1 protein-coding gene and 1 pseudogene are annotated in these 2,156 nt (G+C 65.5%); both read left to right on the top strand.

Annotated elements, in window-relative coordinates:
• Positions 1–309 (top strand): annotated as a pseudogene (locus Q1X76_RS10075) (L-seryl-tRNA(Sec) selenium transferase); the annotation flags it as partial.
• A gap of 152 nt (positions 310–461) precedes the next feature.
• The gene (locus tag Q1X76_RS10070) at positions 462–1,859 is read left to right on the top strand and encodes an aminopeptidase (RefSeq protein ID WP_300719768.1); all 1,398 of its coding nucleotides are present in this window, start codon (positions 462–464) and stop codon (positions 1,857–1,859) included.
• Positions 1,860–2,156: the final 297 nt, after the last annotated feature.

Genomic DNA, 2,156 nt, shown 5'->3' with positions numbered 1-2,156 from the left:
CGCGCGCTGGCCGCCCGCTTGCGCCGCGCCCTGGGCCCGGCCTGCCGGATCAGCCTGCGTCCCGACGTCTCGCGCGTGGGCGGCGGCGCCTTCCCGGAACGGGACCTGCCCACCACCCTGGTCTGTCTGGAGCCCGCCACCATGAGCGCCACGGCCCTCAAGCAGGCCCTGCTGGACACCGCGCCGCCGGTGCTGGGCCGTCTGGAAGACAAGCACTTCTGCCTGGACCCGCGCACCCTCCTGCCCGCCGACCCGCCCCGCCTGACGGCTGTCCTCAGGCAGCTGCTGACGGAACGCACGGACGGATAAGGACAGGGCCCGCCCCGGCATGCGGACTGCGCCATCCCGGCGTCTCCCCGGCTGCTCCCGGACGGATGACGCACGGACGGATGGAAGACGGACGCGCCCGGCGGCCCGCTCCATGAAACAGCAGCGCCGGAAGCGCTGCCAAAGGATAGCCCATGAAAAAAACAGACACCCCCTCCCTTGACTACGCCCCCCGCAATGCCTGGGACGTCTACACCACCGCCACCCAGAAACGCCAGATGGACGCCCTGGTCCGGCGCTACATGGATTTCATCAGCAAGTGCAAGACCGAACGCGAGACCGTGGCCTATGTGCAGCAGCGCCTGCTGGAAGCCGGCTTCAGCGATGACTTCAAAAAGAACGCCGTGTTCCGCAACCTGCGCGGCAAGGCCATCTTCGCCGCCCGCAAGGGCAAGATCCCGCTGCAAAAGGGCGTGCACCTCATCGCCGCCCATGCCGACAGCCCCCGACTGGACTTCAAGCAGCGCCCGCTGCTGGAACAGCCCGGCGTGGCCCAGGCCAAGACCCACTACTACGGCGGCATCCGCAAATACCAGTGGCTGGCCCGGCCCCTTGCCCTGCACGGCGTGGTGGTGCTGGAAAACGGCAAGAGCATCAGCGTGGCCCTTGGCGAAAAAGCCGGGGAACCCGTCTTCACCATCGCCGACCTGCTGCCCCACCTGGCCCGCAAACAGAACGGCCAGACCCTGGCCGATGTCTTTGACGCCGAAAAGCTGAACATCATCCTCGGCCACAGCCCCTCTCCCGCCGCCGCCAAGAACAAGGAGCTCAAGGACCCCATCAAGCAGCATGTGCTGGAGCTGCTCAACGCCAAGTACGGCATCCGCGAGGAAGACCTCGTCACCGCCGAACTCCAGGCCGTGCCCGCAGGCCCCGCCGCCTATGTGGGCTTCGACAAGGCCCTGGTGGGCGGCTACGGCCAGGACGACCGCATCTGCGTCTTCACCGCGCTGGAAGCCCTGCTCAACGCCAGGAACAGCAACCGCCTCTGCCCCAACATGGCCGTCATGTTCTGGGACAAGGAAGAGATCGGCTCCGACGGCGCCACCGGCGCGGCCTCGCGCTTCCTGCAATACTGCTTCGAGGACCTGGCCCGCGCCTGGGCCCCCGGCATCCCGGTCTCGCAGGTGCTGCTCAATGCCCGCGCCCTGTCCGCCGACGTGGACGCCGCCTTCGACCCCGACTTCCCCGAAGTCCACGAAAAGCAGAACGCCGCCCAGCTGGGCCACGGCCCCGTCTGCTCCAAATATTCTGGCTCCGGCGGCAAATACGGCGCCAGCGACGCCGACGCCGAGTTCTACGGCTATGTGCGCGGCCTGTTCAATGCCCGCAACATCCCCTGGCAGCCCGCCGAACTGGGCAAGGTGGACGTGGGCGGCGGCGGTACCGTGGCCCTCTTCCTGGCCGCCTACGGCATGCAGGTCATCGACTGCGGCCCGGCCCTGCTCTCCATGCACAGCCCCTTCGAACTGGCCAGCTGCGTGGACATCCTCGCCACCGCCGAAGCCTACAAGGCCTTCCTCGAAGGCTAGATCAACACGATAGCCTGTCGATAAAATTGGATATGTTGAGGGGGGGGCGGGGACGTTTTTTCATGCGGCGGCACGCAACGCCGCACGTAAACAATTGAGGCAGAGAGTCTTGCAACGCCTTAAGGCCGACATTGCGACATGCCGTCTCCCGCATTATGAAAGACAACATATTGCAACACAAAAGGCGGCCTTTCACAACGCGGAAGACCACCTTTCAGTAAAACCTAACCGGTCATTAGGATTCACCCGTATTTCGTGCTGTTGTCAGGCAGATTGTTTTCCGCTTTTGTCGAAGAT

Origin of the sequence: uncultured Desulfovibrio sp., from assembly GCF_949282365.1 — a bacterium.
Taxonomy (GTDB): domain Bacteria; phylum Desulfobacterota; class Desulfovibrionia; order Desulfovibrionales; family Desulfovibrionaceae; genus Desulfovibrio.
The sequence above is the reverse complement of the archived record's forward strand: the minus strand, read 5'-3'. Positions and strand labels throughout refer to the sequence as shown.